At 65.0% G+C, this 26,135-nt stretch carries 27 protein-coding genes; 11 read left to right on the forward strand and 16 right to left on the reverse strand.

All coding sequences use genetic code 11. From position 1 onward, the window contains the following. Positions 1 to 183 precede the first annotated feature (183 nt). The 3 genes from QJT82_RS05395 to QJT82_RS05405 form a co-directional block, all read right to left on the reverse strand. On the reverse strand, positions 184 to 672 hold the full coding sequence (locus tag QJT82_RS05395) for a VOC family protein (protein ID WP_028338587.1): 489 nt from the start codon (positions 670 to 672) through the stop codon (positions 184 to 186). Between the two features lie 30 nt (positions 673 to 702). Then, complete coding sequence (locus QJT82_RS05400) at positions 703 to 1,125, reverse strand: VOC family protein (RefSeq protein WP_035630843.1); 423 nt, start codon at positions 1,123 to 1,125, stop codon at positions 703 to 705. Positions 1,126 to 1,242: 117 nt separating this feature from the next. Further along, positions 1,243 to 2,259 carry an alpha/beta fold hydrolase gene (locus tag QJT82_RS05405; RefSeq protein WP_028338585.1) on the reverse strand — a complete coding sequence of 339 codons (1,017 nt, stop codon included), beginning with the start codon at positions 2,257 to 2,259 and terminating at the stop codon, positions 1,243 to 1,245. A gap of 217 nt (positions 2,260 to 2,476) precedes the next feature. Here QJT82_RS05405 and QJT82_RS05410 point away from each other — a divergent pair, with 217 nt between their 5' ends. Continuing rightward, on the forward strand, positions 2,477 to 4,003 hold the full coding sequence (locus QJT82_RS05410; RefSeq protein ID WP_028338584.1) for an amidohydrolase family protein: 1,527 nt from the start codon (positions 2,477 to 2,479) through the stop codon (positions 4,001 to 4,003). Positions 4,004 to 4,141: 138 nt separating this feature from the next. Here the strand turns inward: QJT82_RS05410 and QJT82_RS05415 are convergent, their stop codons facing one another. Beyond that, a complete protein-coding gene (locus QJT82_RS05415; RefSeq protein WP_028338583.1) occupies positions 4,142 to 4,879 on the reverse strand; it encodes an enoyl-CoA hydratase-related protein in 738 nt (245 codons plus the stop codon). Positions 4,880 to 5,011: 132 nt separating this feature from the next. After that, a complete protein-coding gene (locus tag QJT82_RS05420) occupies positions 5,012 to 5,530 on the reverse strand; it encodes a cupin domain-containing protein (RefSeq protein WP_028338582.1) in 519 nt (172 codons plus the stop codon). A 146-nt stretch (positions 5,531 to 5,676) separates the two neighbouring features. On the opposite strand from QJT82_RS05420, the gene QJT82_RS05425 reads away from it, so the two are divergent. Next, positions 5,677 to 5,880: a CsbD family protein gene (locus tag QJT82_RS05425; RefSeq protein ID WP_028338581.1), complete on the forward strand. Its 204-nt coding sequence runs from the start codon at positions 5,677 to 5,679 to the stop codon at positions 5,878 to 5,880. Between the two features lie 57 nt (positions 5,881 to 5,937). On the opposite strand, the gene QJT82_RS05430 is transcribed toward QJT82_RS05425, so the two are convergent. Together QJT82_RS05430 and QJT82_RS05435 are read right to left on the reverse strand one after the other, a co-directional pair. After that, entirely contained in the window at positions 5,938 to 6,570 is a 633-nt protein-coding gene (locus tag QJT82_RS05430) for an NAD(P)-dependent oxidoreductase (RefSeq protein WP_264641719.1), read from the reverse strand. Beyond that, complete coding sequence (locus QJT82_RS05435) at positions 6,558 to 7,271, reverse strand: FAD-dependent oxidoreductase (protein ID WP_338150853.1); 714 nt, start codon at positions 7,269 to 7,271, stop codon at positions 6,558 to 6,560. The genes QJT82_RS05430 and QJT82_RS05435 overlap by 13 nt, the downstream gene beginning before the upstream one ends. Between QJT82_RS05435 and QJT82_RS05440 the strand changes: the two genes are divergently transcribed. Then, on the forward strand, positions 7,185 to 7,376 hold the full coding sequence (locus QJT82_RS05440; protein ID WP_028338577.1) for a hypothetical protein: 192 nt from the start codon (positions 7,185 to 7,187) through the stop codon (positions 7,374 to 7,376). The genes QJT82_RS05435 and QJT82_RS05440 overlap by 87 nt on opposite strands. 99 nt (positions 7,377 to 7,475) lie before the next feature. Here the strand turns inward: QJT82_RS05440 and ggt are convergent, their stop codons facing one another. Then, on the reverse strand, positions 7,476 to 9,062 hold the full coding sequence (gene ggt, locus QJT82_RS05445) for a gamma-glutamyltransferase (protein WP_028338576.1): 1,587 nt from the start codon (positions 9,060 to 9,062) through the stop codon (positions 7,476 to 7,478). Between the two features lie 170 nt (positions 9,063 to 9,232). On the opposite strand from ggt, the gene QJT82_RS05450 reads away from it, so the two are divergent. Both QJT82_RS05450 and QJT82_RS05455 read left to right on the forward strand, forming a co-directional pair. Continuing rightward, entirely contained in the window at positions 9,233 to 10,024 is a 792-nt protein-coding gene (locus tag QJT82_RS05450) for a rhodanese-related sulfurtransferase (RefSeq protein WP_028338575.1), read from the forward strand. Then, a complete protein-coding gene (locus QJT82_RS05455; protein WP_028338574.1) occupies positions 10,017 to 10,232 on the forward strand; it encodes a SlyX family protein in 216 nt (71 codons plus the stop codon). Before QJT82_RS05450 ends, QJT82_RS05455 begins: the two co-directional genes overlap by 8 nt. 29 nt (positions 10,233 to 10,261) lie before the next feature. Here QJT82_RS05455 and QJT82_RS05460 read toward each other — a convergent pair whose 3' ends face one another. Next, a complete protein-coding gene (locus QJT82_RS05460; protein ID WP_245288618.1) occupies positions 10,262 to 11,149 on the reverse strand; it encodes a LysR family transcriptional regulator in 888 nt (295 codons plus the stop codon). Positions 11,150 to 11,529: 380 nt separating this feature from the next. Here QJT82_RS05460 and QJT82_RS05465 point away from each other — a divergent pair, with 380 nt between their 5' ends. The 3 genes from QJT82_RS05465 to QJT82_RS05475 all read left to right on the forward strand — a co-directional run bounded on the left by QJT82_RS05465 (position 11,530) and on the right by QJT82_RS05475 (position 14,055). Next, on the forward strand, positions 11,530 to 11,943 hold the full coding sequence (locus QJT82_RS05465) for a TadE/TadG family type IV pilus assembly protein (protein ID WP_028338572.1): 414 nt from the start codon (positions 11,530 to 11,532) through the stop codon (positions 11,941 to 11,943). 1 nt (position 11,944) lies between these two features. Next, positions 11,945 to 13,615 carry a pilus assembly protein TadG-related protein gene (locus tag QJT82_RS05470; RefSeq protein WP_028338571.1) on the forward strand — a complete coding sequence of 557 codons (1,671 nt, stop codon included), beginning with the start codon at positions 11,945 to 11,947 and terminating at the stop codon, positions 13,613 to 13,615. Positions 13,616 to 13,767: 152 nt separating this feature from the next. Next, positions 13,768 to 14,055: a PilZ domain-containing protein gene (locus tag QJT82_RS05475; protein WP_245288617.1), complete on the forward strand. Its 288-nt coding sequence runs from the start codon at positions 13,768 to 13,770 to the stop codon at positions 14,053 to 14,055. 123 nt (positions 14,056 to 14,178) lie between these two features. On the opposite strand, the gene QJT82_RS05480 is transcribed toward QJT82_RS05475, so the two are convergent. Next, positions 14,179 to 14,364 (reverse strand): hypothetical protein, encoded by a 186-nt coding sequence (locus QJT82_RS05480; RefSeq protein WP_028338569.1) that lies wholly within the window; start codon positions 14,362 to 14,364, stop codon positions 14,179 to 14,181. A gap of 123 nt (positions 14,365 to 14,487) precedes the next feature. Between QJT82_RS05480 and hemE the strand changes: the two genes are divergently transcribed. After that, the gene (hemE, locus tag QJT82_RS05485; RefSeq protein WP_028338568.1) at positions 14,488 to 15,534 is read left to right on the forward strand and encodes a uroporphyrinogen decarboxylase; all 1,047 of its coding nucleotides are present in this window, start codon (positions 14,488 to 14,490) and stop codon (positions 15,532 to 15,534) included. A gap of 148 nt (positions 15,535 to 15,682) precedes the next feature. On the opposite strand, the gene QJT82_RS05490 is transcribed toward hemE, so the two are convergent. Genes QJT82_RS05490 through QJT82_RS05500 form a run of 3 tightly spaced genes read right to left on the reverse strand, consistent with a single transcriptional unit; the run spans position 15,683 to position 19,942 of the window. Further along, a complete protein-coding gene (locus tag QJT82_RS05490; RefSeq protein WP_028338567.1) occupies positions 15,683 to 17,296 on the reverse strand; it encodes a choline dehydrogenase in 1,614 nt (537 codons plus the stop codon). A 59-nt stretch (positions 17,297 to 17,355) separates the two neighbouring features. Further along, positions 17,356 to 18,945, reverse strand: coding sequence for a bifunctional 3-(3-hydroxy-phenyl)propionate/3-hydroxycinnamic acid hydroxylase (locus tag QJT82_RS05495; RefSeq protein WP_028338566.1), 1,590 nt, complete (start codon positions 18,943 to 18,945; stop codon positions 17,356 to 17,358). Between the two features lies 1 nt (position 18,946). After that, on the reverse strand, positions 18,947 to 19,942 hold the full coding sequence (locus QJT82_RS05500; protein WP_028338565.1) for a VOC family protein: 996 nt from the start codon (positions 19,940 to 19,942) through the stop codon (positions 18,947 to 18,949). 265 nt (positions 19,943 to 20,207) lie between these two features. Here QJT82_RS05500 and QJT82_RS05505 point away from each other — a divergent pair, with 265 nt between their 5' ends. Next, positions 20,208 to 22,169, forward strand: coding sequence for an EAL domain-containing protein (locus tag QJT82_RS05505; RefSeq protein WP_028338564.1), 1,962 nt, complete (start codon positions 20,208 to 20,210; stop codon positions 22,167 to 22,169). Positions 22,170 to 22,370: 201 nt separating this feature from the next. Here the strand turns inward: QJT82_RS05505 and QJT82_RS05510 are convergent, their stop codons facing one another. The 3 genes from QJT82_RS05510 to QJT82_RS05520 are packed head-to-tail and all read right to left on the reverse strand — an operon-like array spanning position 22,371 to position 25,180. Continuing rightward, positions 22,371 to 23,351, reverse strand: coding sequence for a PDR/VanB family oxidoreductase (locus QJT82_RS05510; protein ID WP_028338563.1), 981 nt, complete (start codon positions 23,349 to 23,351; stop codon positions 22,371 to 22,373). 12 nt (positions 23,352 to 23,363) lie between these two features. Then, positions 23,364 to 24,116 carry a GntR family transcriptional regulator gene (locus QJT82_RS05515; RefSeq protein WP_028338562.1) on the reverse strand — a complete coding sequence of 251 codons (753 nt, stop codon included), beginning with the start codon at positions 24,114 to 24,116 and terminating at the stop codon, positions 23,364 to 23,366. A gap of 14 nt (positions 24,117 to 24,130) precedes the next feature. Continuing rightward, positions 24,131 to 25,180, reverse strand: coding sequence for an aromatic ring-hydroxylating dioxygenase subunit alpha (locus tag QJT82_RS05520; protein WP_028338561.1), 1,050 nt, complete (start codon positions 25,178 to 25,180; stop codon positions 24,131 to 24,133). Positions 25,181 to 25,318: 138 nt separating this feature from the next. Here QJT82_RS05520 and QJT82_RS05525 point away from each other — a divergent pair, with 138 nt between their 5' ends. Beyond that, entirely contained in the window at positions 25,319 to 26,080 is a 762-nt protein-coding gene (locus QJT82_RS05525) for an FCD domain-containing protein (protein ID WP_245288616.1), read from the forward strand. Positions 26,081 to 26,135: the final 55 nt, after the last annotated feature.

Consider the following 26,135-nt stretch of genomic DNA (forward strand, 5'->3'; position numbering starts at 1 on the left):
ATACGATATCAGCTGCATCCGCGATCCGTCGCCACGGTCATGTGACGGAACCATCGTGCCCATACTGTCTTGCCCCGCTTCATGCGGGGCATCCAGCGCGCCGCGGCCTATCGGCCGAGCACCGACGTCTCTGGAATACTGGATCGCCCGGTCGGAGCCGGGCGATGCCAGCGAAGCCCTACCTCACGCCGCCGCCTCGCCCTCATAGGCCCGGCGCAGGCCTTCGATATCGAGCTTGATCATCCCGAGCACGGCCTGCATCACGCGCGCAGCGCCGGCGGCGTCGGAACCACCGAGATATTGGCGGACCGCCGCCGGCACGATCTGCCAAGCGACGCCGTAGCGATCGCGCAGCCAGCCACACTGCTCGGCCGTGCCGCCGGCCGCGAGCAACGCGTCCCACAGGCGATCGACCTCGGCCTGGTCCACACAGTCGATCGCGAACGAGACCGCGTGGGTATGCTCCATCCTCATCCCGCCGTTCAGCGCCATGAAGCGCTGACCGGCGAGCGTGAATTCGACCAGCAGCACCGTGCCGGCCTTTCCGCCGGGGCTGTCGATGACGTTCTTCTGGACGGTCTCGATCCGCGAATTGGGCAGCAGCGAGACGTAGAGGTTCGCGGCCTCCTCGGCCTCGCCGTTGAACCACAGGCAGGGAGATACCTTGGACATGCTTGAGCTCCTCGTGATGGCAGGATGCGATCAGGCGGTCGCCGCGGCGGACTGCGCCTTCATCGCCGCCTCGACGTCCATCCACATCACCTCCCAGATGTGACCATCGGGATCCTCGAAGCTGCGGCCGTACATGAAGCCGTAATCCTGCTGCGGCGACGGATCGGCGTTGCCGCCCGCGCCCGTTGCCTTGGTGACATAGCCGTCGACCGCGTCGCGGCTGTCGGCGGACAGGCAGATCAGCACTTCGCTCGTGGTCTTGGTGTCGGCAATTTTCTTCGGGGTGAACTCGCGGAACTTGTCGTGTGTCAGCAGCATGACGTGAATCGTGTCGGAGATCACCATGCAGGAGGCGGTGTGGTCGGAAAATTGCGCGTTCTTGGTCGCGCCGATCGCCTCGTAGAACGCAGTGGCATGGGCGAGATTGCTGACCGGCAGGTTGACGAAGATCATTTTGGGATTGGCCACGCGAAGAACTCCTGTTGGCGGGGTTGTGCCCCGAGGACGAACCGCATAGCCGGATCCCGACATCGCCGTGCAGATTTTTATTGCGGCGTCCTGCCGCAGGTTTCAGGTCACGATCGGCGCCGGCATGGTCAGGAATGCCCGCGTCACATGCCAGAACAGCTCCCGATTGGTGGCAAGCGCCACCGAATGTGCGGTGCCGGGCAGGATGACGAACTGCCGGTCGCCGTTCGGCAGCTTGTTGAAGAACTCCTCGAGGTCCGGAACAGCGGCGATGCCGTCATATTCACCCCGGACCAGCAGCACCGGCGCCAGCACCTTCTCCGGATGCACCACCGGCAAATTGGCGGTCATGTCCAGATAGGTGCCGGTTGGGATCTGGTCGCCGAACTGCATCTCGACATCGGCCAGCACCTCGACCACGGCAGGATCCGACGTGCCGGGCCTGTCGCGGGTCGCGATCGAGCGGATCATGTCGCGGTCGCGCTTGCGCATGTTGTGGCTGCGGTAATAGGCGAGTTGCTCGGCGCGCTTTGCCAGCGTCGGCGAGCCCTCGCCCTTGTAGGTGAAGGCCGCGAACACCAGGCGGTCGATGCGCTCGGGCGCGGCCATCGCGAAAGCCCCGGCCCGCAACGCGCCCGAGGATTCGCCGACGAAGTGATATCGGCTCTGCCCGGTCTCATGCGCGATCACCTCGACGGCGGCCTTCAGATCCGCGACGCCGCTCGCAATATCCGCATTGCCCGAGGTGCGGCCGGACTTGCCGTAATTCTCGTGATCCATGGTCCAGCAATCGAAGCCGTAGCGGGCAAATGTGTTCAGCAGCGAATACTCGCCCTTGCCGGGCACCGTGATGTCGAACACCCGTGATGTCACCGACGAGCCGTGGACGAAGAACACCACGGGCCGCGCCGGCTCGCCCGGCTTCGGCGCGCCGATCCGCTTGCGGAACATCCACAACGGGATGTCACCCTTCTTCGCCCAGTATTCGTTGCTCCATATTTCTCCCTCGGCAGGAACCGCGCTCGCGGCCTGCGCCCGCGCTTCGCCGAGCATGCCTGCTGCCGTCGTAACACCAATGCCCTTGATAATGCTGCGCCGCGAATGATCTGACGGCATCATGGTTCGTCTCCCTTCCGGATTTCTTCGTCCGATCCGGTGCGATCGAGCATAGCAGCGCGCAAGGCAGGCTGCGCGACGCCGGCTTCTCGGCGCGGCAAATAGGATGCACGATTTTGTGAACGCGGTTTCCGGCCAACGGCGCGGACGACGAACGGACTTGGTCCTAGTCTCCGCGGCGGTCCGACCGGAAAAATCCGGCGAGAAGCGGGAGCGAAGAATGAGCAGCAATCTCACCGACGAAGAACTTGCCGCCTTGATGCCCTCCGAACTGTGCCGGCACCAGACGCCGATCCCGACCCAGATCGTCTCCAGCGACGAATTCTATCCGGACCCGCAGAACGAACGTCAGCGCGAGGTCGAGGCGCGGCTGCTCGCGATGGCCGACGATCTCGGCGGCAGGCAGGGCCTCGATCGCCGCAGATTCTTCCAGACCGCGGCCGGAATGGCCGCCTCCTTCGTCGCGATGAACCAGGTTTACGGGGAGCTGTTCGCTGTGACGCCGGCGGAAGCCGCGACCCCGGCGATGGCGCAGGAGCGCGCCAACGGGTTGAAGGACCAGTTCATCATGGACATGCATACGCATTTCCTGCGCGACGACACTCGCATCATGGGTTTTGTGGAAATGCGCAAGGCGGTCGGCAAGGCCGGCTGGAATAAGGAGCTCAACGATCACGAGCAGACCATCGAGGATCTGAAGTTCAACAACTACAAGAAGGAGATGTTTCTCGATTCCGACACCAAGATCGCGCTGATCTCCTCGGCGCCGTCGGATATCGAGCAGGACTGGTTCCTGACCAACGAGCAGATGGCCGACGCGCGCAAGAAAATGAACGACGAGGCCGGCTCGCGACGCGTGTTCTGCCACGCCATCTTCACGCCCGGGCAGCCCGGCTGGCTCGACAAGCTCGACGCCGCATTGGCGCTGAAGCCGGAATCCTGCAAGGGCTACACGATCGGCGACAACACCCACAAGGAGATCAGCCGCTACCCCTGGCGGCTGGACGACGAGAAGGTCGCCTATAAGGGCTATGAGAAGATGGTGAAGGCGGGCATCAAGAATGTCTGCGTCCACAAGGGACTGTTTCCGCCCGGGATCGAGAAGCAGTATCCGAATCTGCGCGGCTTCGCCGACGTTGCCGATGTCGGCCAGGCGGCCAAGGACTGGCCGCAGCTCAACTTCATCATCTACCACTCGGCCTATCGCCATGTCGGCGGCGATCCGAAGGTCGCGCTCGCCGAGTTCGAGCGCACCGGCCGCATCGCCTGGACCTCGGATCTCGCCGACATCCCGGCGCAGTATGGCGTCAACAATGTCTATGGCGACGTCGGGCAATTGTTCGCGACCACGCTGGTCGCCGAGCCCAATGTCTGCGCTGCGCTGATGGGCACATTGATTAAGGGGCTCGGCGTCGACCACGTCTGCTGGGGCACCGATGCGCTGTGGACCGGCGCGCCGCAATGGCAGATCGAGGGCCTGCGGCGGCTGGAAATCCCGGAGATGATGCAGAAGAAGTTCGGCTATGCACCGCTCGGCTCGGCCGACGGGCCGGTGAAGACGGCGATCTTCGGCGACAACAACGCCCGGCTCTACAACATCCAGCCAAAGCGCGTGATGCTCGACCTCAAGGGCGATCGCTTTGCGATGATGAAGGCGCAGTATGAGAAGGCAGGCCCCGAACCGTCGAATACGCGTTACGGCTATGTCGTGCCGAACGGTGTGATCGATCACCGGGTGTTTGTGTAAGTCTCACCCTCCGTCGTTCCGGGGCGACGCGCGAGCGTCGAGCCCGGAATCCACTTCGCAGCGATTGTTGCGGCTAGATGGATTCCGGGCTCTCGCTTCGCGAGCCCCGGAATGACGAAGCTATGGCCGCCTCTCGCCCTATCTCCCCGTGAAATTCGGCTTGCGCTTCTCGCTGAACGCCTTGGCGCCTTCCTTGAGGTCCTCGCTGTCCTTGATGGCATCGAGCTGCCGGCGCACCTCCGCGACCGTCTCCAGCGGCCCCTTCGGCATCGCGTCGCGCGCGAGTTTCTTCAGCGCCTGCACCACCAGCGGCGCGTTGCCGGCGATCTTGGCCGCCAGCTCCTGCGCCGCCGCAAGGTGCTGGCCCGGCGGCGTGATGCGGTTGACGAAGCCGATCTGGTAGGCTCGCTCGGCCGAAAGCTCCTCGCCGACAAGCAGGAACTCCATCGCGATCTTGTGCGGCATGCGCGCCAGCACCGAGGAGACGCCGCCACCGGTGGTGCCGATCTTGGCTTCCGGATAGACGAACCGCGTCGTCTCCGAGGCGACGCAGATGTCGGCCATCTGCACCAGAACGAAGCCGCCGCCCACCACCCAGCCCGACGTCGCCGCGATCACCGGCTTGTCGAGCTCGACGCCGAGCCCGGGCACCGCCTGCCACATATTGGCGGGGAAATCCCGGACGTCTGCGCCGACACAGAAGTACTTCTCCTCGGCCGAAGCCAGCACCGCGACGCGGTCATCACTGTCGCGAAAGCGCCGCCAGGCTTGCTGCAGCTCGTCGCACAGCGCGTTGTTGAGCGCGTTGTGCGACGCGACGCGATCCATCGTGATGGTCGCGACGTGGTCGGCGCTCTCGTAACGCACGAGCGTCATGCTGGCCTCCTACCCTAGACTGTCATTCCGGGGCACGCGAAGCGTGAACCCGGAATCTCGAGATTGTGGCGCGAGATTCCGGGTTCGATGCTGCGCATCGCCCCGGAATGACGTTGCAGCTCAGCCGCAACGTCACTTCTTCTCATCGGGATGGCGGTGCACCGGGTCGACCCACAGCACGGTCTCCGGTTTCTCGATCGGCTCGATGTCGAGATTGATCGCGACCGCTTCGCCGTCGGAGCGCACCAGCACGCATTCCAGCACCTCGTCGCGGCTGGCATTGATCTCCTGATGCGGCACGTAGGGCGGCACGAAGATGAAATCGCCGGGGCCGGCCTCGGCGGTGAACTGCAGCTTCTCGCCCCAGCGCATCCGCGCCTTGCCCTTCACGACGTAGATGATGCTTTCCAGATGGCCGTGATGATGCGCGCCGGTCTTGGCGTCCGGCTTGATGCTGACGGTGCCTGCCCACAATTTCTGCGCGCCGACCCGGGCGAAATTGATTGCGGCCTTGCGGTCCATGCCGGCGGTCGACGGCACATTCGGATCGAGCTGGTTGCCCGGAATGACGCGGACGCCGTCGTGCTTCCAGCGCTCATCGTCGTGATGGTGATGGTCGTGGGAATGGGTGTGATCGTGGGAACCGCTCATCGTTCTTGCTTTCGTTGGTCTCATTTCGTGCGTGGAACGCTAGCGAAAAGCAGGCGCGCAGGCGAGCGGAAAATCGGAACGTTGCCAAATCGGAACATCGCCATGTGTCGGCGCGTTGTCTCAGCGTATTCCGAAGGAGTAATTTCATGGGTAGCACGACCGATAGGATCAAGGGCACGACCAACGAGGCGATCGGCAGGTTCAAGCGGCGTCTTGGCAAGGTCACCGGCTCTCCCGCGATGCAGGGCAGAGGCGCGATCCTGGAAGCCAAGGGCAAGGGACAGAAGGCACTCGGCGGCATCAAGAGGATCGTCGGCAGGGTGACCGCCGCGGCTCACTGGCCTCGCTGAACGAGAGATGACACGGCTGCCCCATCGAGCCGGCCGTTCGAGCATGAGCGATGCTGGTCAGCCACGCGGGTGGGGATGTGCCAGCACATCCGGATGTGTCAGCACATCCGGATTGACGACGTTGGTCGGCGTACCGGCCGCGTAAGCCAATATCTGGTCGAAGATGTCGGTGAACTGGATCTCGTACTCGTCGCGCGAAACGTAACCGAGATGCGGCGTGCAGACCACATTGTCCATGTTGAGCAGCGGGTCCGCCGTGTCGCGCAGCGGCTCCTTCTCGTAGACGTCGATCGCGGCCATCCCGGGCCGGCCGGCACGCAGCGCATCGACCAGCGCGCCGGGCTCGATCAGCGGCGCGCGGCTGGTGTTGACGATCAGCGCGGTCTGCTTCATCCGCGCGAGGTCTTCCGCCTTGACGATGCCGCGCGTCGCGTCCACCAGTCGCATATGCAGCGACAGCACGTCGCAGCGGGCAAAGAAATCCGCTTTGCCGGCCGCGGTCTCGTAGCCGTCGGCGCGCGCCTTCGCCATCGCCGGCTCGCGCGCCCAGACCAGCACGTTCATGCCGAACGCCTTGCCGTAACCCGCGACCACCGCGCCGATGCGACCATAGCCGTAGATGCCGAGCGTCTTGCCGCGGAGCGTATGACCGACGCCGATCTGCCACTTGCCAGCCTTCAGCGCCGCCATCTGTTGCGGAATCGCGGCTGCGGCGCGGTTGCGATCGCCCAGCTCGAGGACACCGCCTGGACCCTGGAATGAACGATGTCCGGCATCGCATAGCCGGTCGCCAGCACCACGGCTCTCGCGGCGATTTCGCGGTCATTGTCGAACCCGACCGTGACCGCCGCGCCTGCCGGGTCGAAGGCTATGGCCTCGGCATCGAACGACCGCGCACCGCGCGCGACCGCGAGCCTGAGCAGACTGTGGGCAAGCTGCAGCGGATCGGCATCCGCCGCGCCGGATGACACGATCGCGGCGGCGCGCGCCATGCCAAATATCTCGAGCAGCTGGCCGTGGTCGAGGAAGTCGCCGGGCAGGCCGGCGCGGCTGCGCAGCCGGTGTTCGTCGCGCAATTCGGCTGTGGAGCTTCCGGTCGCCAGATAGAGCGAGCGTTTGGCCCTGATCTCGCTCGAAACGTTGGTGCTGCGGACCAGCGACAGCAGGCCGGTTACCGCCGCCAGGCTCGCGCGGTAGGCGCAGACGGCGCGTTCGAAGCCGTAGATCGCGGCCAGCTCGACCAGCGGACGATCGATCTCCCAGAGCAGCATCGAGGTGCTCGCCGCGGTGCTGCCGTGGCCTGGATGCTCGCGATCGACGATGACGACATCGAGCCCCTGACGCGTCAGCCGCTCGGCGACCAGCGCACCGGTGATGCCGGCGCCGACGATAAGCGCATCGCAGGAGAGATTTTCAGCGAGCGACGGCGGACGCTTCGACGCCGCACGCCAGGGTGGAGAGCCGCCACGCAGATCGGCCTGTTCGGTCTCGTCTGAATCGAGGGTGCGGATGGCGGACCTCGCGGGGATGGGCTTTCAGCACCAACCCTCGCGACAATTTCTTGTTCCGTCCGTCGAGCCTACCGGCCACGACAATCAATAGCCGAGCGCGCAGCCGTCCTTGCGCGGATCGGAGCCGCCGGTCAGCGTCCCCTTGTCCCAATCGATCCAGATGCCCTGCCCACCGCCGAGCGGCGCGACCACGCTGGTGGTCTTGTGACCGATCTTCTTCAGGCCTTCGACGATCTCCGCCGGCACGCTGTCCTCGAGCTGGTAGACGCCTTCGTAGTGCAGGCCGCGCGGCATATCGATGGCTTCCTGAATGTCGCAGCCATAGTCGAGCATGTTGGTCAGCACACGGGTCTGGCCGACCGGCTGGTACTGCCCGCCCATCACGCCGTACGGCATCACCGCACGGCCGTTCCTGGTGGCCAGCGCCGGGATGATGGTGTGCAGCGGACGCTTGCCCGGTGCGATGCAATTCGGATGTCCGGGCTGGATGCGGAAGCCGCCGGCGCGGTTCTGCAGCAGGACGCCGGTCTTGTTGGAGACGATCGCCGAGCCGAACGAATGCGCGATCGAATTGATGAACGAGCAGACGTTGCGATCCTTGTCGACCACCGTGATGTAGACCGTCGACGGATTCATCGGCGGCGCAACGTTCGGCAGTTCAAGCAGCCGGTCCATCCGGATGTTCTTGATGTGCTCTTCGGCGAATTCCCTGGCGAGGATGCCGGCGACGTCGACATGCACGTGCTGGGGATCGCCGATATGCTGCTCGCGCATCATGTAGGCGATGCGTGCCGCCTCGGCCTCGAGATGGAAGCGCTCGATGCTGAGCGGCTTGAACTTGGTCAGGTCGAAGCGCGACAGGATGTTGAGCATGACCAGCATGGTGATGCCGGGGCCGTTCGGCGGGCACTGCCAGACGTCGTAGCCCTTGTACATCGTGCCGATCGGCGAGGTCGCCTCGGTCGAGTGCGCAGCGAAGTCCTCGAGCGTGTGCAGGCCGCCGATGCCGCGCAGCGTGTCGACCATGTCGGCGGCGATTTCGCCGCTATAGAAGGCGTCGCGGCCCTTTTGCGCGATCGCGCGCAGCGTCTTGCCGAGCTCGGGCTGGCGGATCACGTCGCCGGCAACCGCGGGCTTGCCGTGCGGCAACAGATAGCGCTCGGTGTTGGTGCCGTTCTTCAACTTCTCGAAGCCGTTCTTCCAGTCGAAGGCGATACGCGGAGCGACCACGTAGCCCTCTTCGGCGGCCTTGATCGCGGGCTGCAGCAGCCGGTCGAAGCCGAACTTGCCGTGGTCCTTCAGGATCACGTCCCAGGCATCGACCGCGCCGGGAATGCTGACCGCATGTGCCGAGGTCAGCGGCACCGAATGGATCTTGCGCTCGAGATACCAGTCGGCGGTCGCCGCCATCGGCGCCCGGCCGCTCCCGTTATAGGCGGTGATCTTGCCTTCCCCCCTCGGCTGGATCAGCGCGAAGCAGTCGCCGCCGATGCCGGTCGATTGCGGCTCGATGACGCCGAGCAGCGCGCAGGCCGCGACCGCCGCGTCGGCCGCCGTGCCGCCCTCGCGCATCACCTCGATGGCCGCGAGCGCCGCCTCTGGATGCGACGTCGCCACCATCGCGTTCTGGGCGTGGACCGTGGAACGGCCGGCGAAATGGAAATTCCTCATGACAGAGTGCTCGCTTGATCGTGATGGTCTGATGCGGCTGCGGCGGATGATGCCAAGTACATGGCACACTCATCCCCGGCTGAGCAATGCCTGGCATGCCAGGGGAATTATCCCGACAATGCATGGCTTTGCGGGTTTCGCCGGCCTGGCCGGCCTGATAAACCCCGGCGATGCCCTTCAAGGTCGCCGCCTTCTACCAGTTCGCCGCGCTGCCCGACTTCCGTGCACTGCGCGAGCCGCTGCGCGCGTTCTGCGCCGGGCTCGATCTCAAGGGCAGCGTGCTGCTCGCCCATGAGGGCATCAACGGCACGATTGCCGGCACCGACCAGGGCATCGACGACTTCGTTGCGGAGCTCAGGCGCGGGCCGCTGTTCGGCGGCCGCCTCGACAATCTCGAGCTGAAGTTCTCCGAAGCCGCGCAAATGCCATTCCAGCGGCTCAAGGTGCGGCTCAAGAAGGAGATCGTCACGCTCGGCGACACCACGGTCGATCCGACGCGGCAGGTCGGCACCTATGTCGATGCCGCCGACTGGAACGAGCTGATCGCCGCGCCTGACATCACGGTGCTCGACACCCGCAACGCGTTCGAGGTCGCGATGGGCACATTCGAAGGCGCGGTGGATCCCAGGATCGCGAGCTTTGGACAATTCAAGGAATTTGCGGCGCAAAACCTTGATCCGGCGAAGCACCGCAGGATTGCGATGTTCTGCACCGGCGGCATCCGCTGCGAGAAGGCCAGCGCCTATCTGCTCGCGCAAGGTTTTGCCGAGGTCTATCACCTCAGGGGCGGCATCCTGAAATATCTCGAGGAAACGCCGCAGCAGGACAGCCGCTGGCGCGGCGACTGTTTTGTGTTCGACGAGCGTGTCGCGCTCGGCCACGGCCTGCGCGAGCGCGCGGGAGCGCTTTCGAGCGACGTGGGGAGCGCGGGTGCCCCCTGCGAGGCTGCCGTCCATGAATGACACGGCAAAGCTGGGCGAGCGGATCGATGCGCTGGAGGTCCGCCTGACCTATCAGGACGCAGCCATCGAGACGCTGAACCAGACCATCACGGCACAATGGAAGCAGATCGACGCGCTGACGCGCCAGATCGCCGAGTTGCGCGACCGGCTTCAGGAGGCTGAACGCCATGCGCCCGGACCCGCCAACGAGCGCCCACCGCACTATTGACCGGGGCCGGCGGACCGCGGCAGCACCGGCTACATGTTGCTCACCTGACGCATCGGCTTCGCGCCGCCGAAGAACAGGCTGGATAACCGCTGCACCATCGCCGTGGCGCGGCTGCCTTCGAGACCAGGGCGAACGCACAGCAGGCGCTTCTGCACCGGAAGCTCCGGAAGATAATAGTCCTTCGCCGAAATCAGCGAGGACGGGATCATCCGCTCGGGGCACGCCGTCAGGCCGTATCCGGCCCGTGCGGCTTCCAGACGCAGCTGGTGGTTCGGGCTCCTGAACACGATCTTGTACGAGATGTTGTGCTTGGTGAGCGTCCGGATCATCCAGTCGTCGCCGGGCCAGGCCAGGATCGGGATCGGGGCGCCCGGCCGCAGCACAAAATCGCGCGATCGCACCCACACCGACCGCTCGTCGGCCTCCGCGGCGATCGTCACCTCGTCCTCGTTCTCCAACGAAGGGTTGCTGTAGACGAACGCGATGTCGATGTAGCCGTCGATCAATCCCCTGATGACGGCCGGTGACATGTCGGCGTGAAGCAGAACGTCGGCGAGCGCATCGGATGGATGCAGCTTCAGGAATTCCTCGGCGAGCATCGTGCTGATTCCCAGCCGCAACGGCTGGGGTCCTTCATGATTGCCGCCGAGCCGAAGCAGCTGATCGTTGGCTTCGAGGATGCGCCTCGCCTGCTGCACGGCGACCTTGCCGAGCTCGGTGGTCGTTGTGCCGTTTGCGGTTCTGACGAAGAGCGCACCACCAATCAGGCTTTGCAGTCGCTTGACCTGCGAACTGATCGCCGGCTGGCTGAGGCCGAGACGCTCCCCGGCTTTCGACAGGCTGCCTGTCTCCGCGATCGCAACAACGGTGCGAACGATTTCAGTAGGAATATTCAAATGCTGACGCGGTCTATGCATCGCGAGCCCTCCAATCTCAGCACGGGACGCAATTCCAATCTCCACAGTATGTGATCAGGCTATACTAACATTTGGTTGCACTTTCGTTTAGGTACAATTACCGCCAAGGCACTGATATTGCAGGCCATATGTATTGTTACGTGCATTGCTCCGCATATCACGGTATCCGACAACTACATCTGCACACGCCGCAGCACCTCAACCGCGCCACACCCCGGGTTTTTGCGGATATCGCATCAAATATTCTGATCGCCCCATAACGTTTCACTGACCCGATAAGCCTGAATTGCCGCCGCTGATTCGTGAAAGCGTTTTCATAGTTTTCCTTAATCAAAGCCTCGCAACGTGACGTCGTAGTCGGCGTTTCGAGGTGTGTTGCAATGACCAGGTTTTTTCGCTGCCGAAGCGGTGCATCTGCCGTCGAATTCGCGCTGATGCTGCCGCTGTTTCTTGCCTTCATTTTCGGCATCATCGTCTTCGGCTCGTATCTCGCCATGGTGCATGGCGTTCAGCAACTCGCCGCCGAAGCGGCGCGGTCATCCATCGCGGGAATGACCGACACCGAACGCAACAGCCTCGCGACGAACTACGTCACCGCCAACGCGTCGACCTATCCGTTGCTCGTTCCCGGCAATCTCACGGTCAATGCCGCGCCGTCTCCATCGAATGCCAACGTCTACGTCGTGACGGTCAACTACAACGCGGCCGGCAACTTCATCTACAAGCTGCCCTTCGTCCCCGCGCCGGCGAGCACCATCGTCCGCTCCGCGGCGATTCAGTACGGGGGATTCTAGGATGAGAGGCGTCCTCATGCTGATGCGGCGCTTTGGCGCCGACGAACGAGGAAACTTCGCGATAATCAGCGCCGGCCTGATGACGCTCCTGATCGGGTGCGCCGGGCTCGCCATCGATCTCGGCACGATCTTCGCCGACCGGCGCAAGACGCAGAGCACCGCCGATCTCGCCGCGATCGTCGCCGCCGCCAACCTGAACAATCCGGTCAACGCCGCCACCGCGACCGTGACGCAGAACAAGTACCCGGCCAGCGCGCTGGTCAAGGTCGAGACAGGAACCTACACCGCAAATAGCGCCATCGCGCCGCAGGCCCGTTTCGTGACCCCGGCGGTTGGCACTCCCAACGCCGCGCGGGTCACGCTGAACACCCAGACTCCGCTCTACTTCGCGCGCTACCTGACCGGCGCGAGCAGCTTCACGATCAAGACGACCGCCACCGCGACATCGACCGAAATGGCCTCGTTCGCGATCGGGTCGAGGCTGCTCTCGGTCAACGGCGGCGCGCTCAATGCGCTGCTCGGCTCGATGCTCGGCACCACGCTGTCGCTCTCGGTGATGGACTACAATGCGCTGATCAGCGCGAAGATCGACGCACTGGACTTCCTGTCGGCACTGGCGACCCGGGTCAACCTGACCGGCGTCACCTATAGCGACCTGCTGAGCAGCAACATCAAGGTTGGCGACATCGTCGCGTCCGCGCTGACCACGCAGCAGATCACCAACGGCGCCAATGCCGCGACCACCGCGCTGTCGACGATCTCCCAGGCCGTCACCGGCTCCACCACCAAGATTTCGCCGGGCACGCTGGTCGACCTCGGTCCCTTCGCCAATCTCACGGTGGGGCAGAAACCCAAGGTCGGCGCCAGCGTTTCGGTGTTCGACCTGATTTCCACGGTGGCGCAGATCGCCAACGGCAACCATCAGATCGCAACCTCGATCAATCTCGGCCTGCCCGGCATCGCCAACGTCTCCGTGATCGCAACGATTGGCGAGCGCCCGGTCGGATCGAGCTGGATCGCGATCGGCACCCAGGGTGTGAGCGTCCACACCGCGCAGACCAGGATCCTGGCGACGATCAATGTTCTCGGCTCCGGCACCGTGTCTGCGATCAATCTCCCGGTCTATGTCGAGGTCGCCTCGGGTACCGCGACACTCAACGCGGTGTCCTGCGGCCACCCGAACATCAGCACCTCGCAGGTCACGATCGGCGTGACGCCGGGGATCGTGGATGCATGGATCGGCAACGTCACGGTCGCCGACATGACCAACTTCACGACCAAGCCCAATCCGCCGCCGGCGACCCTGGTCAACCTTGGTCTCGCCACCGTCACCGGCCGCGCCCATGCCGGCATGGGCAACACCACGCCGACCAATGTCAACTTCAGTTACAGCGACATCCAGTCGGGCACCAAGAAGACGGTGACGACGACCAACTTCCTTTCATCGCTGACAGGAAGCCTGCTCGGCGACATCTCGCTGACCATCAATCTCGGCCCGCTCGGGCTGCCAATTCCGGGATTGGGGGCGCTCGTCATGAGCATCCTGAATGGCGTGACGAGTTCAGTCGATCAGGTGCTGGCGTCGCTACTCGCGACGCTCGGCATCGGGCTCGGCCAGGTCGACGTTTGGGTGCTGGGCATCCGCTGCGACGGCGCCGTGCTGGTGAACTAGAGCATGATCCGGAAAAGTGCGAAGCGGTTTTCCCTCGCGACAAACGCAAAGCGTTTGCGCAGAGATCATGCACAAACAAGAAGAGAAAGCGCGACCATCGCGCTTGAGGGGACCGGTCGCGACGGGCATCACATGGGGGGTAGGAGACTGCCGTGAGCACAACGATAAGATACAAGACCGACAGCCAACGAACGATCCTGCTGAAGCGCGGGACGATCTTCTTCCGCAACACCAGTGTCGGGTGTCTCGTGCTCAACCTCTCGACCGGCGGCGCGGGGCTCGCCGTGGAAAGCGACGTCGCAATCCCGCTCGCGTTCGAACTCGAGATCGAGAGTGAACCGATCCGGCGGCACTGCATTGTGGCCTGGCGCCTGGAGCGGCGGCTCGGCGTGACCTTCGAATCTGACCGGATGCAGCGCCCCGCAAGCGGCCCCGTCTAGTTTATCCCGGCAATCAGGGTACACGGATGGCTCGGTCGCTCCGAGCCAACGCTCCGCGGCGAGCAGGTCGCCGCAAGTTGAACTCACTTGGCATCGTGGTTAGCAGCCGCTGGGATATACCAGCTAATTGTCCCGATTGCCGTCGTGCTTCGAGGGCGCGGGCTGCGTGGCGCTGACCGGATCGGAGGCCGGGAAGGTATCCTCGAGCCCCTCCTTCAGCCGGGCGCGAGCCTTGCGGTCGGCAGCCTGCGCCTCGTGCGGCTTCTCGGCATGCTTGTCGTGCGGGGCAGGATCGAATTTGTCGGCCATGTCGTCCCTCCATTCGCGGGGACAACGCGGCCACGCAAAGGGGGGTTCCAGAACCGCCTTGGCCCATTGCGCTGCAGCGTGTATCAGGGGCGCAAATTTTGACCGTGATCAGGAACCATCCGCGTGCCCCAGGATCCCACCAAGAAGCCGCTCATCGACGTGCTGTCGGGCCACCGGCAGGCCGTGCCGCCGCTCTGGATGATGCGGCAGGCCGGCCGCTATCTGCCGGAATATCGCGAGCTGCGCGCCAAGGCCGGCGGCTTCCTCGATCTCTGCTTCACGCCCGAATTCGCCGCCGAGGTCACGCTGCAGCCGATCCGCCGGTTCAACTTCGACGCCGCGATCATCTTCTCCGACATCCTGGTAATCCCCTACGCGCTCGGCCGCTCGGTGCGCTTCGAGGCCGGCGAAGGACCCCGGCTCGATCCGCTGGCAACGCCCGGCGAGATCGCAACGTTGGCGACCCATGCCAACTTCGACCAGCTCGAGCCGGTTTTTGAAGCGTTGCGTCGCGTCCGTCGCGAACTCGCCCCCGAGATCGCGCTGATCGGCTTCTGCGGCGCGCCGTGGACGGTCGCGACCTACATGGTGGCCGGACAGGGCACGCCGGACCAGGCACCCGCGCGGATGCTTGCCTACCGCCATCCGGACGCGTTCGCCAAGATCATCGATGTGCTGGTCGAGAACTCGATCCACTATCTGGTCGGCCAGTTGAAGGCCGGCGCCGACTGCCTGCAGATCTTCGACACCTGGGCCGGCGTGCTGCCGCCGCGCGAATTCGCCCGCTGGTCGATCGAGCCGACCCGGCGCATCGTGGCCGGGGTGCGCAAGCAGGTCCCCGATGCCAGGATCATCGGCTTCCCGCGCGGCGCGGCAGGCCTGCTGCCGGCCTATGTCGAGCAAACCGGCGTCGATGCGGTCTCGATCGATTGGGCCACCGAGCCGTCAATGATCCGGGAGCGCGTGCAGAGCCGCGTCGCGGTGCAGGGCAATCTCGATCCGCTGGCCCTGATTGCCGGCGGCGCCGCGCTCGACCGCGCGGTGGACGATGTGCTGGAGAACTTCGGCAAGGGGCGGCTGATCTTCAATCTCGGCCACGGCATCCTGCCCGAGACCCCGATCGCCCATGTCGAGCAGATGGTCGCGCGGGTGCGCGCGTATAAGGGCTGAGGTCTTGTAGCCCGGGTTGCGAGCCGATCACCGTCATCCTGAGGTGCGAGCTCTTGCGAGCCTCGAAGGATGCGCGGCCCCAGTCGGGCCGTCGACCCTTCGAGACGCGCTACGCGCTCCTCAGGGTGACGGATCGAAGAGCGGACTCCTACCGCGCATCCTCCAAAATCATGTCCGACGCCTTTTCCGCGATCATGATCGTCGGCGCATTGGTATTGCCCGACATCAGGTCCGGCATGACGGACGCATCGACCACGCGCAGACCTTCGATGCCGCGCACCTTGAGCCGCTGGTCGACCACCGCGAGCGGATCGTTGCCCATCCGGCAGGTCGAGGTCGGATGATAGACCGTGCTGCCGGTGCGCCGGCAGAAATCGAGCAGGTCGTCGTCGCTGACCACCGTGGCGCCGGGATCGACCTCGCCCACTGAGTAGGATTTCAGCGCCGGTGCGGCCAGTATCTTGCGCAGGATACGGATGCCGTCGATGAAGGCGCGGCGATCGGTCTCAGTCGCCAGATAGTTGATGCGGATTTCCGGCGGCACGCCCGGGTCCGCGCTCCTGATCTTCAGCGAACCGCGGCTCTCCGGACGCAGCTGGCAGACCGAGGCCGTGAAGCCCGAGAACGGATGCAGCTTCTCGCCCATCTTGTCGGTCGAGAACGGCAGGAAGTGGATCTGGATGTCGGGCGAGGCAAGCCGCGGGCTGGTCTTGAAGAATGCGCCGGAGGTGCCGGCGGCGATCGTCAATGGTCCTTTGCGCAGCGCGGCGTAGCGGAGGCCCGCCATGACGCGGCGTACGGGATGATTGATGACGTCGTTCAGCGTGACGGTCTGCGCGCAGCGCGTGACGATGCGGACCTGCATGTGATCCTGCAGATCGTTGCCGACGCCGGGCGCATCGAGCACGACCTCGATGCCGTGCTGCCTCAACAGATCGGCCGGGCCGACGCCGGAGAGCTGCAACAATTGCGGCGAGTTGTACGCACCGCTCGATACCAGCACCTCCTTGCGCGCCTTGGCCTTGCGCAATTGCCCGTTCTGCCTGTAGGCGACGCCGCTCGCGCGCTTGCCGTCGAACAGGATGCGCTGCGCCAGCGCCGAGGTCTCGACATGGAGATTGCCGCGCGTCAACGCCGCCCGCAGATAGGACCGCGCCGTCGAGGCGCGCCGGCCGCGCCGCGTCGTGGTCTGGAAGAAACCCGCGCCCTCCTGGGCCGCGCCGTTGAAATCCGGATTGGTGGGAATGCCGACTTCGGCTGCGGCATGCACGAAGGCCTCCGACAGCGGATCATGATGCCGCCAATCCGACACCGGCAGCGGGCCGCCGGCACCGTGATATGTGTTGGAGCCGCGCTGCTGATCCTCCGCCTTCCTGAAATAGGGCAGGACGTCGTCATAGCCCCAGCCGGCATTGCCGCGCTGTCGCCAGCGGTCATAGTCCTCATGCTGGCCGCGCACATAGAGCAGGCCGTTGATCGAACTCGAGCCGCCGAGCACCTTGCCGCGCGGCTGGAACACCTGCCGGCCGTTGAGGCCGGGCTCCGGCTCGGTCTGGTACATCCAGTTGACGGATTTTTCCTTGAACAGCTTGCCGTAGCCGAGCGGGACATGGATCCAGATGTTGCTGTCCTTCGGTCCGGCCTCGAGCAGCAGCACCGAGTGCTTGCCGTCAGCGCTCAGGCGGTTGGCGAGCACGCAGCCGGCCGAGCCGGCGCCGACGATGACGTAATCATACTCCGCCGCATCATGATTGTTGTTCACTGGTTTCCCCCGGAATTTCTTTCTTCCGGTGGTACAGACAAAGCGCCGGCTTGAAAAGACTAGCGCCCTGCGCTGAGGTTCTGGAGCAGTTGCCCGACAAGCATATTGAGCTCGTCGGCGCTGCCGGCCGAGCCGAACACGTAGCGATCGGGCCGCACGATGACCGCCGCGGCGCCATGTTGCCGCATCCAGTCGGCGAACAGCCCGTCGCGCTCGACCACGGTCAGGATACCGTTAGTCTCGCCACTTTCGCCTGACGTGGTGATGACGACGCGCTCACCGCAGAGGCCCTGCCAGGCGGCACGGGACGTGCCCGACAGCCACGCCATCGGCTCCGCCGCCGTCGTCACGATCGCGAATTCCGGTTTCAGCAGATCGTCGAGCCGGCGCGTCCGCCCATCCGGCGCGCGCACATGCGGCTGCACGAACAGCCGCCCGGCAAGCGCAGCATCGCGCGCGATCAGGCCGGAGACGAGATCGGGGATGAATTTCTGCCTGATGGTTTCGGCCTTGCCGGCCTTCAGATCGGCGCGCAGCCGCAGGTCGCGTTCGACGGCGGCCACCGGATCGAGCTCGCCGATGATCTTGCCGAACTCCTTGGCGCTGGCGACCACGGCGCGGACATGCGGCTTGCGCTCGATCTCATAGCTGTCGAGCAGCGCATCGCCCGCGTCGCCACGAAGAACCAGCCTCAACTTCCAGGTCAGGTTCACCGCATCGCGGATACCGGCGCACAGCCCTTGCCCGAGGAACGGCGGCGTCTGGTGCACGGCATCGCCCATCAGCAGCACACGGCCGTCGCGCCAGCGCTGGCCGAGCAGCGCGTGAAAGCGATAGACCGCCGAGCGCCAGATCGTCAGATCGGAGATATCGGTGAACCCCTTGAGCAGCTTCACGACGTTGTCAGGCGCGCCGGCCGCCTCGGGGTCCTCGCCGGGCAGCAACTTGATCTCCCACCGCCGCAAATTGCGCGGACCCGGCACGAAGGTGCCGGGGCGCGACGGCCAGCAATACTGAAAGCTCCTGGCGGGCCGCCTGGCGGGATCGCCGGTCAGCGTGTCGACCACCATCCACCATTCATCGAAGGCGAGGTCGTCCAGACCGATGCCGAGCTGCTTGCGGACGAAGCTGTTGGCGCCGTCGCAGCCGACCAGATAGCGCGCGCGGATCAGGAACTCCTCGCCGGACTCGCGGCGCGCGGTCAGCGTCACCGCGCCGTCATCCTGCTCCAGCGCCACTCCTGTGGCCGCAAGGAAGACGTCGGCATGCGGATAGTCGGCGAGCCTGTCGCGCAGCGCCTGTTCGACGTCCGGCTGCACGAAGGTCACGTTCGGAATCCAGCCGAGCGGAAATGGCGGCGGCATCGGGTCGAAGATCTTGATGATCTCGCCGTCGACGCCGAGATAGTGCGAGCCGTTATGCGGGGCGATCGCCTGTTCCATGAAATCGCCGAGCCCGATCGCCTGCAGCACGCGCAGCGCTTCATGGTCGAGCGTGATCGCGCGCGGCTTGTCATAGATGTCGGCAACGCGCTCGACGACTGCGACCCTCAAGCCGGATTTCGCGAGCAGGTTGGCAAAGATGGCACCGACCGGCCCGAGGCCGACGATGGCCACGTCATGGATGGGATTATCGGCTGGTATCGACATGTTACTTCGCGAGGTAGCTCTCGAGCGTCAGCGGCTTCGGCTTCACCTGGGGCTCGCTGATCGCGACACCTTCGAACGGCGTCGCCTCCTCAAACCAGGCCTGCCGCGCCGGCAACCCCCACGGGAACGAGATCGTATGGTCCGACGGATCCCAGGCGACCGGCTCGTTCTCGATGTCCATGATCTGGTAGTGCGTGTTGAACAGCTCGACGCGATGCCCATCGGGATCGCGCATGTAGACATACATCGCGTGTCCCGGCCCATGGCGCCCGGGGCCGCGTTCAACGGCCGCGCCATAGCCGAGCTCGCCGGCAATATCGCAGGCGTTGAGCAGATGATGAACCTCTGGCGCGAGAAACGCGAAATGATGCAGCCGCGGTCCGGCACCGTTGAAGAACACGATATCGTGCGGATTGCCCTTGCGCTGCAGGAACACGCCGCGCAGATCGAATGTATCAGCCGGCGCGATATACTCGCTGAGCCGAAAGCCTGCCGCGGTGTAGAACTCGCACGCCTTGCGCACTTCGGGCGTCAGGACCTGGTAGTGATCGAGCCGCAACGCCGAGCCGCCGGCATGGCGGGTGAATTTGGTGATCATGCGCGGCTCGACCGGCATGGTCGCGCAGAACTCCAGCGGCGTGCCGGCCGGATCGGTCGCATGCAGGGTGCGGCCCTGATGCGGCACCTCGGCCCAGGCGGCCCGGCATCCCTGCGCTTCGAAGAACGCCTTGAGCCGGTCGAGGTCATCGTCCTGAAAGACCCGCAGGCCGAGCCGCGCACAGGCGGCGCTCTCGCCCCTGAGCAACACAAGACTGTGATGACAGGCCTCCTCGACGCCGCGGAAATAGAGCGCGCCGCCCTCCTCCGCGGTCAGGATCAGCCCGATCACCTTTTCGTAGAACCGCCGGCTCGCCGCGAGATCACGAACGGTCAGGACGACATGGCTGGCCCGCGTAATCCGGAACCCGGGATCGTGGTTCGTGATCGGGAGGCTCATGCGCACCTTCTGGTTTTTGCCGTTCGCGGGAACCCAACTCATTGCGAAAAACCCGCGGGGGATCAAGCAGCGCAGCGTCGGGCAAGCTTTGCCGCTTCGTGACCTCGCGTCACGCATTTGTATCGATTTGTTAGCAATGCCCGCCGGTGGAACCGAAACGGGACCCCGCCGGGACACGGTCCGTTCCAATAGTTCATAGTTTGTCAAAGGTTTGCAGAGAATTCTTCGCCACGGCGCCATGGCCAACCGGGCAGGCAACGTAGTGATGCGTACCCATCTGAGATCATATTTCGCGGCCCTGTTCGCAGGCGACCTCGCGGCCTTCGGTGCACCATCGGCGGATGAAGCGCTTGCCGGCCACATCCGCGCCGAACAGGTCTCGCTCGTGCTCGGCTACTCCTTCGGCATCATGCTGGCCAACGCCTGCAACGCGCTGGTGCTCGCGATTGCGCTGTGGCAATCGCCGGACTGGGCCTTTGCGCTGGTGTGGGCGGCCGCGGTGGGCAGCGCGGCGCTGTTCTTCGGCTTGCAGGCGCGGGCAGCGCGCCGCATCGCCAAGCCGCAATTCGTGTCGCGCCGAACCATGTACCGGCTGGTGCGCAATGCGCTGGCGCTCGGGACGGCCTGGGGCGTCGTCCCCGTCGCCTTCTTCGCGAACGCATCGAGCGGAGCCCAGCTCGTCATCACCTGCCTGTGCGCCGGAATGCTGGCCGGCGGCGCCTTCGCGTTCTCCACCATCCCGATCGCCGCGATTGCTTTCACCGCACCGATCTTCGTCGGCACCGCGATCTGCCTCGGCCGGGACGGCGATTTCGTCTACCTGCTGATGGCCGTGCTGGTGCTGGTCTACGGTTCGGTGCTGCTGCGTGGCGTGTTCCTCAACGCGTTCGAGTTCAGGCGGCGGATCATCGCCCAGCACGAGGCCGAGCGGACGGTGCGGCAGGATCCGCTGACGCATCTGCCGAACCGCGTCGCCTTCAATGAGGCGCTCAACGACGCACTGAACCGGCTGGCGCGGTCGGGCGAGGAATTCGCGGTACTGCTGCTCGATCTCGATCGCTTCAAGGAGGTCAACGACAGGTTCGGCCATCCGGCCGGCGACGAGTTCCTGGTGCAGGTGGCGGCCCGGTTGCAGCGCTGCACGCGCGCGGCCGAACATGTCGCACGGATCGGCGGCGACGAGTTCGCCCTGATCATGTCGAATCTGACGAGGCCCGAGGACGCGTTTGCGATCGCCGAACGGTTCGTCGCGGCCTTTGCCGACCCGTTCCCGATCGACGGGCTAGAGGTCGTCAGGACGATCAGCATCGGCATCGTGCTGGCGCCGCGGGACGGCAGCACGTCCCACGATCTGCTCAAGCATGTCGACATCGCGCTTTACCGGGCGAAGAAATCCGCGCCCGGCACCATCTGCTTCTTCGAGGCCAGCGACGACCAGTCGGCGCGCGACCGCCGCGCCCTGCAGCGGGATCTCGAGCATGCCATCGAGGCGGACGAGCTGTTTCTGGTCTACCAGCCGTTCCTCGACATCCGCAAAGGCCGCGTCACCGGCTTCGAGGCACTGCTGCGCTGGCAGCATCCGACGCGCGGCCTGATCCCGCCCACCGTCTTCATCCCGATCGCCGAGGAGAGCGGACTGATCCACCAGCTCGGCGAGTGGGTGATCCGCCGTGCCTGCGCGATGCTGTCGCGCTGGCCGGACGACATCCGCATCGCGGTCAATTTCTCCGCGGTCCAGTTCCAGAACGTCGGCATCCTGCAGACGATCGTCGACGCGCTGGCCGAGGCGAATGTCGCGCCGAACCGTCTCGAGATCGAGATCACCGAGTCGATGCTGATCTCGAAATATGGGTCGGCGCCCGCGATCCTGCACGCGCTGCTCGAGCTCGGTTTGACGGTCGCGCTCGACGATTTCGGCACCGGCTTCTCGTCGCTGACCTATCTGCGCAAGCTGCCGTTCAGCCGCATCAAGATCGATCAGTCCTTCATCCGGGACATGCTGACCCAGCCGGATTGCGCCGCGATCGTCAAATCAGTGATCGGCCTCGCGCAGGAGCTGCAGATCGGCGTCGTGGCCGAAGGCGTCGAGACCGCAGACCAGCTCGAATATCTGCGCCAGACCAGCTGCGACGAGGTTCAGGGCTATCTGATCGGCCGGCCGATGTCGGGCAGCGAGATTTCCGCACTGCTCGATCACGATCCGCAGCACTCGGTACACGCGGCGTAGCGCCATCGAGGGCGCGCGGGATGAGCGCGTCGGTCGGACTGTGTCGCTTCTTCTGCTGATCCCGGGAGGCTGCGAGCAAATTCCGCCGTCATTGCGAGCGAAGCGAAGCAATCCATCTGTCCGCAAACGCGGCTGGATGGATTGCTTCGTCGCTATCGCTCCTCGCAATGACAGCGGAGAAAGACTCGCGCCGCAGTAAAGTTAGAGCACGTCGGCGCGATGCAGGGTATCGACCGTGATGGTGCCGCGTGCACGCGAAACGCAGGCGCAGATCTTGCGGCTCTCCCGCTTCTGATGGTCACTGAAGAAAACGTCGCGATGGTCGATCTCGCCGTCGACATCGACCACGTCGAGTGCGCAGACCCCGCATTCGCCGCGCCGGCAGTCGCTCATCACCTCATGGCCGGCTTCGTTGAGCACGTCCAGCATCGACCGGTCGCGCGGGATGACGAACTCGGTCCCTTCACCACTGAGCCGCACGCGGAACGGCTCGGTCGGCAGCAGCCCGCTCGATCCAAAGGTCTCGTAGCGCAAATCGGAGAGCGGGCGGCCGGACGCTTCCCAGGCGCGCCGCGCCGCGTCCAGCATCCGGATCGGGCCACAGAACAGTGCCATCGTGTCCCGCGGCAGCGCCGCAAAGACGCGCTCGAGGTCGAGCCGCCTGCCTTCGTCGCCGGCATGGACGGTGAGGCGGTCGCCGAGCAGACGCTCGAGCGGTTCGAGACAGACCGCATCGCCGCGCGTGCGCACGGCATAGTGCAGCGTCACGCCGGCGTCGCGGCGGGCGAGCGCCTGTGCCGCACCGACGATCGGCGTGATGCCGATGCCGCCCGCGATCAGGCAATAGTGCCGCCGCGTCCAGTCGAGCTGCACCAGCGAGGTCGGCAGCGTGATGTTGAGCCGCGCCCCCGGCGCGAGCGACCACATGTAGCGCGAGCCGCCGCGGGAATCCGCTGCGTGCCGAACTGCGATCCGGTAGCCCTGCGGATCGGCTTCGCCGACCAGCGAATAGGAGCGGGTCTGCGGCTGGCCTTCGATGGTGACGCCGACATCGATATGGCTGCCGACGGGATAGGGCGCACCCACAAAGTTATCCGGCCGCAGCAGGAATTCACGGATGCCGGGCGTGAGGTCACGCACAGCGAGCAGCGTGGCGGATGTCCAGGTCTCGATGAATCGCATGGCGTTCTCCGCTTAGCCGGCTGCCGAATTGATCAGCGCCAGCGCCGGCAGCAGATCGAGATGGCTGCGGTTGCGCAGCGCCAGCCGCAGATTGCGTGCCGCAAGCCTTGCATGCTCGCGCATGATCGCCTCGGCGCGCGCGCCCTCGCGGTTCTCGATGGCGTCGACCACAATGCGATGGTGATCCTGCGCGATCAGCAGGATCTGGCGCGCCTCGGGCAAGGCCGATTGCGCCATCACGAAGCCGCTCGGCGAGGCGAATGGCAGCGCCGAGGCGCGGTCGATCTGCCGGATCAGCGGCGGGCTGCGCGACAGCTCGGTGAGCAACGCGTGGAAGCGCGCGTTGAGCGCGACATAGGACGAAAAGGCTTCGACCGAAATCGGATCCTGCCGCACCAGGCCGTCGATCTCGTTGAGGCATTCCTTCAGCGGCTCGAGATCGCGCGACGAGACGCCGCGCTCGGCGGCGAAGCGCGCGGCCAGGCCCTCCAGCGTGCCGCGCAGCTCGATCGAATCGAGAATGTCGCGCTCGGAAAACGCCTTGACCATGAAGCCGCCGGAGGGGATCGCCTCCAGCAGGCCTTCCTCTTCCAGCCGCACCAGCGCCATCCGCACCGGCGTGCGCGAGACCCCGGTGAACTCGACCGCCTGCAGCTCCGAGATGCGCTCGCCGGGCCGCAGGCCGCCGGAGAGAACGAGGTCGCGCAGCGCAAGCTGCGCCCGCACGGTCTGCGACACTGAACGATCGGCTTCGCGTTCCGCCATGGCCCGCCCCTCGCCTACTCGGCAGCCTGCAGCTGCGGCGGCGGATTTTCCTTCGCCACCATGCGGTCAATGACGCGCCGCGCCCACATCGCGCCGGCGTCGATGTTGAGATTGTAGAATACCCGGTCCGGATTCTCGTCCATCGCCCGCTGCTGCGCTTCCAGGATGATCTCGTCCTCATGGAAGATGCCGGCGACGCCGTCGCGGATTTCCGAGGTCAGCCGCTGCTCGGTGATGCGGTGATTGCGGACGAAGGCCCAGAAATAATGGCAGGTCTTCTCGGTCTCGGGCGTGATCGTGTTCAACACATAGCCGTTGACGCCCTGCGAACGATCGCCCTCCGGCGCGCCCGAACCAGCCGGCGCGACGCCGACGTCGATGTTGACCGTGCACGGCGCTTCGAAGCGGATGATCTGCCAGCGATCGACCGGGCCCGGCTTCTGTAATTGCTTGGCCCAGAACGGCGGCGCCTCGATGCCCTTCATCCAGCGCGTTACGGTGACCGTCTTCTCGCCATGGGTGACGTCGAACGGCGCCTCGGCGACCGCATCATTGCCGATGCTCGAGCCGTGCACGAAGGTCTCGTGCGTCAGGTCCATCAGATTGTCGACGACGAGGCGATAGTCGCATTTGACATGAATGGTCTTGCCGTCACCGGCCCAGGCCGGATCGTGGTTCCAGTGCATGTCGGGTACCAGCGCCGGGTCGGCAAGCGCGGGATCGCCCATCCAGAGCCAGATGAAGCGGTGGCGCTCGACGACGGGATAGGCGCGCACGCAGGCCGACGGATTGATCGTCTCCTGCGAGGGCATGAAGGTGCAGCGGCCCTGCGCATTGTATTTCAGGCCGTGATAGCCGCAGACCACGGCATCGCCATCGAGCCGGCCCTTGGAGAGCGGCACGAGGCGATGCCAGCAGGCATCCTCCAGCGCCACCACCTCGCCGTCGCCCGTCCGGTACATCACGACATGCTTGCCGCAGATCGTCCGCGGCAACAGCGCATGCTTGATCTCGGCATCCCAGCCGGCCGCGTACCACGCGTTCATTGGAAAGGGCTTTGGCACTGGATCCTCCCTAATGCATCCTGGCTGTATACATAATTTGCTTTAATGAGGCAATATCCAGCGATAAAGGCCAAAATTGACGCTATTCAGTATACATTCAGATGAAAATCGAGAGTGGCTAAAAAAATCGATTTTCGATTGACGGCCACAAGACCGTCGGCCAGTCTGCCGGCCATGAACATCGGGTTGAGTTTTCGCGAGGGCTTGGCCGGCGACGGGCCGCGAAGCCTGACATCGGCGGTCCAGGAGCGGCTGCGGGCCGACATCCTGTCGACGCGGCTGCTTCCCGGCCAGAAGCTGCACATCGCCGGCCTCGCCAAGCAATTCTCGGTCAGCCTTGCCGCCGTGCGCGAGGCGCTGTCGCGGCTGGTGGCTGACGGATTGGTACAAGCGTCCGATCAGCGCGGCTTCCGCGTCTGTCCGGTCTCGCTCGCCGACCTTGCCGATGTCACGCAGACACGGATCGACATCGAGGGACTTGCGCTGCGGCGCTCGATCGAGCGTGGCGACGAGGCATGGCTGTCCTCGGTCGCGGCGGCCTGGGACGCGCTGAAGGCCGTGCCCTATCGGTTTCCCGACGATCCCACCGTGCATTACGAGGAATGGGTGGTCCGCCACCGCATCTTCCATCGCGCGCTGGTCAATGCCTGTGGCTCACAATGGCTGCTCGGCTTCCGCGACGTGCTGCACGAGCAGAGCGAGCGCTATCGGCGGCTTTCGATCCGACGCGAGGTCGGCCGGCCGCGCGACGTCGAAGCCGAGCATGCCGCAATCGTGGACGCTGTATTCGCGCGCGATGCGGATGCGGCGATTCGCGCTTTGTCGGTGCATTTCAGCACCACCATGGAATTCGTCGAGCTCGCCGCTCCGCGCATTGCGGAGGTCAACACCACCACCTGATTCTGCGGCACGAGACGCGCCGAAAAACAACAACAATCGATATCCGGGAGAAACA

Origin of the sequence: Bradyrhizobium sp. Mp19 (assembly GCF_029952935.1) — a bacterium.
Classification (GTDB): Bacteria; Pseudomonadota; Alphaproteobacteria; order Rhizobiales; family Xanthobacteraceae; genus Bradyrhizobium; species Bradyrhizobium elkanii.

What these genes read in the sequence shown, in the direction of transcription:
- QJT82_RS05395 (WP_028338587.1), bottom strand. Translation starts at nt 672, where the DNA reads ATGTCCAAGGTATCTCCCTGCCTGTGGTTCAACGGCGAGGCCGAGGAG.
- QJT82_RS05400 (WP_035630843.1), bottom strand. Translation starts at nt 1,125, where the DNA reads ATGATCTTCGTCAACCTGCCGGTCAGCAATCTCGCCCATGCCACTGCG.
- QJT82_RS05405 (WP_028338585.1), bottom strand. Translation starts at nt 2,259, where the DNA reads ATGATGCCGTCAGATCATTCGCGGCGCAGCATTATCAAGGGCATTGGT.
- QJT82_RS05410 (WP_028338584.1), top strand. Translation starts at nt 2,477, where the DNA reads ATGAGCAGCAATCTCACCGACGAAGAACTTGCCGCCTTGATGCCCTCC.
- QJT82_RS05415 (WP_028338583.1), bottom strand. Translation starts at nt 4,879, where the DNA reads ATGACGCTCGTGCGTTACGAGAGCGCCGACCACGTCGCGACCATCACG.
- QJT82_RS05420 (WP_028338582.1), bottom strand. Translation starts at nt 5,530, where the DNA reads ATGAGCGGTTCCCACGATCACACCCATTCCCACGACCATCACCATCAC.
- QJT82_RS05425 (WP_028338581.1), top strand. Translation starts at nt 5,677, where the DNA reads ATGGGTAGCACGACCGATAGGATCAAGGGCACGACCAACGAGGCGATC.
- QJT82_RS05430 (WP_264641719.1), bottom strand. Translation starts at nt 6,570, where the DNA reads ATGGCGGCGCTGAAGGCTGGCAAGTGGCAGATCGGCGTCGGTCATACG.
- QJT82_RS05440 (WP_028338577.1), top strand. Translation starts at nt 7,185, where the DNA reads ATGCTCGCGATCGACGATGACGACATCGAGCCCCTGACGCGTCAGCCG.
- ggt (WP_028338576.1), bottom strand. Translation starts at nt 9,062, where the DNA reads ATGAGGAATTTCCATTTCGCCGGCCGTTCCACGGTCCACGCCCAGAAC.
- QJT82_RS05450 (WP_028338575.1), top strand. Translation starts at nt 9,233, where the DNA reads ATGCCCTTCAAGGTCGCCGCCTTCTACCAGTTCGCCGCGCTGCCCGAC.
- QJT82_RS05455 (WP_028338574.1), top strand. Translation starts at nt 10,017, where the DNA reads ATGAATGACACGGCAAAGCTGGGCGAGCGGATCGATGCGCTGGAGGTC.
- QJT82_RS05460 (WP_245288618.1), bottom strand. Translation starts at nt 11,149, where the DNA reads ATGCATAGACCGCGTCAGCATTTGAATATTCCTACTGAAATCGTTCGC.
- QJT82_RS05465 (WP_028338572.1), top strand. Translation starts at nt 11,530, where the DNA reads ATGACCAGGTTTTTTCGCTGCCGAAGCGGTGCATCTGCCGTCGAATTC.
- QJT82_RS05470 (WP_028338571.1), top strand. Translation starts at nt 11,945, where the DNA reads ATGAGAGGCGTCCTCATGCTGATGCGGCGCTTTGGCGCCGACGAACGA.
- QJT82_RS05480 (WP_028338569.1), bottom strand. Translation starts at nt 14,364, where the DNA reads ATGGCCGACAAATTCGATCCTGCCCCGCACGACAAGCATGCCGAGAAG.
- QJT82_RS05495 (WP_028338566.1), bottom strand. Translation starts at nt 18,945, where the DNA reads ATGTCGATACCAGCCGATAATCCCATCCATGACGTGGCCATCGTCGGC.
- QJT82_RS05500 (WP_028338565.1), bottom strand. Translation starts at nt 19,942, where the DNA reads ATGAGCCTCCCGATCACGAACCACGATCCCGGGTTCCGGATTACGCGG.
- QJT82_RS05505 (WP_028338564.1), top strand. Translation starts at nt 20,208, where the DNA reads ATGCGTACCCATCTGAGATCATATTTCGCGGCCCTGTTCGCAGGCGAC.
- QJT82_RS05510 (WP_028338563.1), bottom strand. Translation starts at nt 23,351, where the DNA reads ATGCGATTCATCGAGACCTGGACATCCGCCACGCTGCTCGCTGTGCGT.
- QJT82_RS05515 (WP_028338562.1), bottom strand. Translation starts at nt 24,116, where the DNA reads ATGGCGGAACGCGAAGCCGATCGTTCAGTGTCGCAGACCGTGCGGGCG.